Below are 5,535 nucleotides of genomic sequence, written 5' to 3' on the forward strand. Positions count from 1 at the left end.
ACCCAAGGCCGATGGTGTGCCGGTGGTGCGGGACCTCGGCGATACCTCGGTGTCCATTGTGGAGTGGGTGAGATGAAGGGGGCCTTCGTCACGCTCGGCGTGAGGGAGGCCCCCTTCATCGCACTCACTCCACAATGGACACTGAAGTATCGCCGAGGTCCCGCACCACCGGCACACCATCGGCCTTGGGTAGCACGTGCTGAGCCGCTGCTTAAACGATCTTGAAACGGCCCTGGTCAGTACCCCCTTCCAGGGCGCTGACGAGCGGAGCTCCGTCGTACGGTGGACCCATGACCGCCGCACCGAGATCCGGGGGTTCTCCGCACTCGCAGGGCCCGGATCACCCCCGAGCAGGCCGGTATCGCCCCGCACGCGGGCCCCCGCCGAATGCCGGGGCTGCGCCGCGAGGAAGTCGCCCAGCTCGCCGGAGTCAGCGTCGATTACCACATCCGCCTGGAGCGAGGCCAAAGCAAGGGCATCTCCGAAACCGTCCTGGCGGCCGTCGCCCGCGCCCTGCAGCTGGACGACACCGAACGCGCGCACCTGTTCGAGCTTGCTCAGCCCGCAGAAGGTCCGCCCGGCCGCCGCCGGCAGCTCAGCCCACAGAAGGTCCGCCCGGCCCTCGCCCGGGCGCTGGAAATTCTCAGCGTCCCCGCGCTCGACGACGCGGCCCGCACGCTGTACGCCGACTGGGACCGGGTCGCCGGCGACTGCCTGGCCACGCTGCGCCTGTACACCGGACGCCACCCCGACGACCCGCAGCTCACCGAGCCGATCGGCGAGCTGGCCGTGCACAGCGACACCTTCCGCCGCATGTGGGCCGACCGTGATCGCCCTGGTCAACCAGATCGGCGACCTCCCCCGCCACCTCGGCATCCACTCCGATCGAGCAGCGGCAGAAGAGTGCGCGCGGGCGAAACGGCGCTAAAGATTCCCGTCGCCCTCTCTTCAGCCCGGTAGCGGAAAGAAATCACTGAGCGCGTCCCGAATGCTTTTCCCAGGTCTGTGTGAGCGTTGCCGCCTTCCAAAGCTGCGACGTTAAGCTCTCTGATCAGCAGGGCGTCCGCGTCAGACATCGCTGTGGGGCCGGTCTGACGGGCGCAACGCGGGTCAGAGGGATCGGCTGCGTCGCGGCGAGAGATTTCTCCGGGGCCGTGTCGATCCGCGGGCCGCTCGTTCGACGTATGGGTGCGAGGGTCGAGAGGCGGCCCCGCCGGACGAGGAGAGTGTGTTGCCGAAGTACATGCTGATCATGCGGGGCACCGACGAGTCGAACGCGGCCATGATGGCCAACATCGACGAGATGATGGCCACGACCCGCCAGTTCATCGAGGACCTGTTCAAGGCCGGCGTCCACGTCGCGGCCGAAGGGCTGGACGATCCGGGCCAGGGCGTCGTGGTCGACTTCAGCGGCGAGACCCCGGTGGTCACGGACGGGCCCTACGGGGAGACCAAGGAACTTTTCGGGGGCTACTTCCTGCTCGATGTCGCCTCGAAACAGGAGGCGGTCGAGTGGGCCAAGCGGGTCCCGGCGGCCCCCGGGTCCAAGATCGAGGTCCGGCGGGTGCCCGGGAGCGACGAGGTCCCGCAGGTCGACAAGTGATCGTCAAGGAACGGGCCGGGCCCGAGAGCACCGGCCAGACCTGATGGGTACGGCCGATGTCGAGGCCGTCTGGCGGATCGAGTCGGCGCGGATCGTCGCCGCGCTGACCCGGTTCACCGGCGATTTCGGGCTGGCCGAGGACGCGGCCCAGGAGGCGGTGGCCGAAGCGCTGGTATCGTGGCCGCTCGCCTCTCCGGCCAATCCGGCCGGCTGGCTGATGGCCACGGCCCGCCGGCGGGCGATCGACGCGATCCGCCGCCGGACCGCCCTCCAGGACCAATACGCCCTGCTGGCGGCCGACCCGGCGGTCGCCCCGGCGGTCGACGAAGAAATCGACCCCGACAGGATCGACGACGACGTGCTGGCGCTGATGTTCATCAGCTGCCACCCGGTGCTCTCCCCCGAGGCCCGGGTGGCGCTGACCCTGCGCGTGGTCGGCGGCCTGTCCAGCGAGGAGATCGCCCGAGCGTTCCTCGTACCCGTGCCGACCGTGCAAGCCCGCATCACCCGGGGCAAGAAGACGATCGCGGCGGCCGGGGTGCCGTTCGAGCTGCCGCCGGCCGGCGAGCGCCGGGAGCGGCTGGGCGGCGTGCTCAGCGTCATCTACGTGATCTTCACCGAGGGGTCGACAGCCACGTCGGGCGACCGGCTGCTACGCCCCGACGTCGCCTACGAGGCGATCCGGCTGGCCCGCACGCTGGCCGCGCTGCAACCCGACGAGCCCGAGGTGCACGGCCTGCTCGCGTTGTGCGAGCTGACCGCCGCGCGCGTCCCGGCCCGGACCGGCCCGGACGGTTCGCCGGTCCTGCTCGAGGACCAGGACCGGCGCCGGTGGGACTTCTCGGCGATCCGCCGTGGGCTGGCCGCGCTGGCCAAGGCATCGACTCGCGGCCTGGGCCCCTACGGCCTGCAGGCCGCGATCGCCGCCACCCACGCGTCGGCACCCTCCGTCGAGGCGACCGACTGGGACCGGATCGTGGTGCTCTACGAGGCACTCGGCCGGGTCGCGCCCTCGCCGGTGGTCGTGCTCAACCGGGCCGTCGCCGTGGCCATGGCCTCGGGTCCGGAGCAAGCCCTGGCCATCGTGGACGAGCTGATCGCCTCGGACCGGCTCCCCGGTTCGCATTTGGTCCCGACCGTGCGCGGTGAGCTGCTGGCCCGGCTCGGACGGCGACCAGAAGCGCGCGCCGAGCTGGAGCTGGCTGCCCGGCTGTGCGCCAACCAGCGCGAACGCTCAGTGCTACTGCGCAAGGCGGCCACGCTGGGCTGACTTCTCCAGCACGGCCAGCCGGGGTTCGAGCGCGGCCCGGATACCGTCGATCGCATCGGCCCCGACGGCCTCCATGGTGCCGTTGCCGTAATCGAAGCAGCAGCCCCGTAAGGGCGATGAAGGACGCCTTCGTCATTCCCGGCGTGACGATCGACGCCTTCATCGCCCTGCTCCCCCACGACTCAGACGCGCTGGAGCTGGAACCGCTGGTTGGTGTTGCCGGTGGGGGTGAACTGGGAGATGCGCGCGCCGTCGGCGGTCGACACCCCCCACACATCCATCGCCAGGCCGCTCTGCCGGTTGACCAGGCTGACCACCCCGCCACCCTGGTCCACCACCCGCCACTGCTGGCTGGCCGCATTGCCGTCCGGCTGCTGCGTGATATCCGCCCCGGTGCCCGAACTGGCCACCTGCAACACCAAACCGCTGAGCCGGGACCGGACCCGGAAGAAACCACCACCCGAATCCAGGAAATCGAACTGCTGGTTCAGCCCACCATTGGCCGACCACTGAATCAGCAGCGCACCGGCGGCGGTGGACGCACCGTTGATGTCGGCGGCCTTGCCGCTGTGCACGGCCACCATCCGGTAGTTCACCCCGACCTGCACCGGCCCCGACACCAGGGCGGTCGCGCGGTAGGTGTGGCCGGCCTGACCGGTGAACTCGATGAGGTCGGCCTCGGGTCGCGCCGGCTGGACCTGAGTGCCGCCGGTCTCGTCGCGCAGCTCGAAGGCGCCGGTGAAGATCCGGTTGCGGACCCGGACGGCACCGGCGCGGTCGGGGGTGACGGTGAGCTCGGTCCGGCCGGGGCTCCAGGCGGCGCCGACGGTGTACCCGCCGCGACCGCGCAGGCCCGAGACGCTTCCGGCCGGCCAGGCCGGCGGCAGCGCGGGCAGCAGGTGCAGCTCGCCGTTGTGGCTCTGCAGCAGCATCTCGGCGATGCCGGAGGTCGCGCCGAAGTTGCCGTCGATCTGGAACGGCGGGTGCAGGTCGAACATGTTGGGCGCGAGCCGGTCCGTCGTGACCAGGGTGCGGATCAGGTCATGAGCCCGGCTGCCTTCCTCCATCCGCGCCCAGTAGTTGATCTTCCAGGCCAGCGACCAGCCGGTGCCGGCGTCGCCGCGCAGCTCCAGGGTCCGGCGGGCGGCGGTGAACAGCTGGGGCGTGCCACGCCTGGTGATCTGGTTGCTGGGATGCAGGCCGTACAGGTGCGAGATGTGCCGGTGGTTCGGCTCGGTCTCCACCCAGTCGAAGAGCCACTCCATGACGTTCCCGCGGGATCCGACCCGCATCGGCGCCAACCGCTGCGCGGCCGCCCGGACCTGGTCGCGGAACGCGGCGTCGGTGCCGAGGACCTCGCTGGCCCGGGCGGAGCCCTCGAACAGGTCCCGCAGGATCTGCATGTCCATCGTGGGCCCGGCGCAGATGCTCACGTCCGGGTGGTGGCTCAGCTCCGGCGAGTTCGACGGGTTGGTGACCAGCCAGCCGAGGCTCGGCTCGGTCACCAGGGTGTCGAGGAAGAACTGGGCGGCGCCCTTCATCGACGGATAGTTGGCGCGCAGGAACTCGACGTCGCCGGTGAACCGGTAGTGGTCCCAGATCGTGGTGGCCAGCCACGCGCCGCCGGTCTGCCACATGCCCCAGAACGCCCCGTCGACGACCGAGGACCCGCGCCACCCGTCGGTGTTGTGGTGCATGACCCAGCCGCGGGCGCCGTACTGCACCTGCGCCGTGCGGGCGCCGGTGACCGTGAGGTCCCGGATCAGGGCGAACACCGGTTCATAGCACTCGGCCAGGTTGGTCGAGTCGGCCGGCCAGTAGTTCATCGGCAGGTTGGCGTTGATCGTGTACTTCGACTCCCACATCGGGTTCAGCGACTCGTTCCAGATGCCCTGCAGGTTGGCCGGCTGGGTACCCGGCCGCGAGGACGAGATCAGCAGGTACCGGCCGTACTGGAACAGCAGGGCGGAGAACTGCGGGTCGCTGACCGTGCTGTGCCGGGCGATCCGGACGTCGGTCGGCTGGTCGGCCGCCGCCGTCCGACCGACGTCGAGGGTGACGCGCCCGAACAGCCGCTGGTAGTCCGCCACATGCCGGCTGAGCAGGGTGCCGTACGCGGTGCCCGCGGCGGCGTTCAGGTTCCGGGAGGCGATGCCCCGGTAGTCACCGCCGACGTTCTGGTAGCTGACGTAACTGGTGCCGACCGAGATCAGCAGCGTCACGGCATTGGCGTTGGAGACCCGGAGCGTGCCGCCGGAGCTTGTCGTGCTCCCGCCCTCGGCGACGGCGCGGGCCAGCACGAGGAACCGGACCGAGCCGGCGATCCCCCGGTAGTCGCCGGAGACGCCGTCCAGCGCGATCGTCGTGGCGTCCGGGCTGGACGCGCTCGACCGCTGCGGGCTGGTGAACGAGGCCGTGAAGGAGACCGAACCCGGCGTCTCGGCCGTGAGGCGCAGGGCGATCACCTGGTCCGGCGCGCTGGCGATCACCTCGCGCCGGAACCGCACGTTGTTCGCGACGTAGGTCACGACCGTCGTGGCGGTGGTGAGGTCGAGCCACCGCTGGTACCCGGACACCCCGCCGGCGCCGGGCAGGGTCAGCCGGAGATCGCCGGCGGGCTGGTAGGCCAGCTCGCCGGCCGGGTTGCCGAGCATCGTCTGGT

General features: G+C 70.8%; 3 protein-coding genes and 2 pseudogenes. 4 read left to right on the plus strand and 1 reads right to left on the minus strand.

Going from position 1 to position 5,535, the window contains the following annotated elements; translation table 11 throughout:
- Positions 1-333 precede the first annotated feature (333 nt).
- The 4 genes and pseudogenes from VGR06_RS07025 to VGR06_RS07040 all read left to right on the plus strand — a co-directional run.
- Positions 334-534, plus strand: a pseudogene (locus tag VGR06_RS07025) (helix-turn-helix domain-containing protein); the annotation flags it as partial.
- Between the two features lie 105 nt (positions 535-639).
- Positions 640-960: a hypothetical protein gene (locus VGR06_RS07030; RefSeq protein WP_327558146.1), complete on the plus strand. Its 321-nt coding sequence runs from the start codon at positions 640-642 to the stop codon at positions 958-960.
- 283 nt (positions 961-1,243) lie between these two features.
- Positions 1,244-1,647: pseudogene (locus VGR06_RS07035) on the plus strand (YciI family protein).
- Positions 1,647-2,873, plus strand: a complete 1,227-nt coding sequence (locus tag VGR06_RS07040) for an RNA polymerase sigma factor (protein ID WP_327558144.1) — start codon at positions 1,647-1,649, stop codon at positions 2,871-2,873. The pseudogene VGR06_RS07035 and the gene VGR06_RS07040 overlap by 1 nt, the downstream one beginning before the upstream one ends.
- Positions 2,874-3,055: 182 nt before the next feature.
- On the opposite strand, the gene VGR06_RS07045 is transcribed toward VGR06_RS07040, so the two are convergent.
- A partial coding sequence (locus tag VGR06_RS07045) for a glycosyl hydrolase family 95 catalytic domain-containing protein (protein WP_327558145.1) occupies positions 3,056-5,535 on the minus strand: 2,480 nt, incomplete at its 5' end.

This window comes from Actinophytocola sp. (genome assembly GCF_036002505.1).
In the GTDB taxonomy this organism is placed as follows: domain Bacteria; phylum Actinomycetota; class Actinomycetes; order Mycobacteriales; family Pseudonocardiaceae; genus DASYTH01.

Excerpts from the sequence above, each read along its gene's own strand:
- VGR06_RS07040 (WP_327558144.1), top strand. The coding sequence starts at position 1,647 with ATGGGTACGGCCGATGTCGAGGCCGTCTGGCGGATCGAGTCGGCGCGG.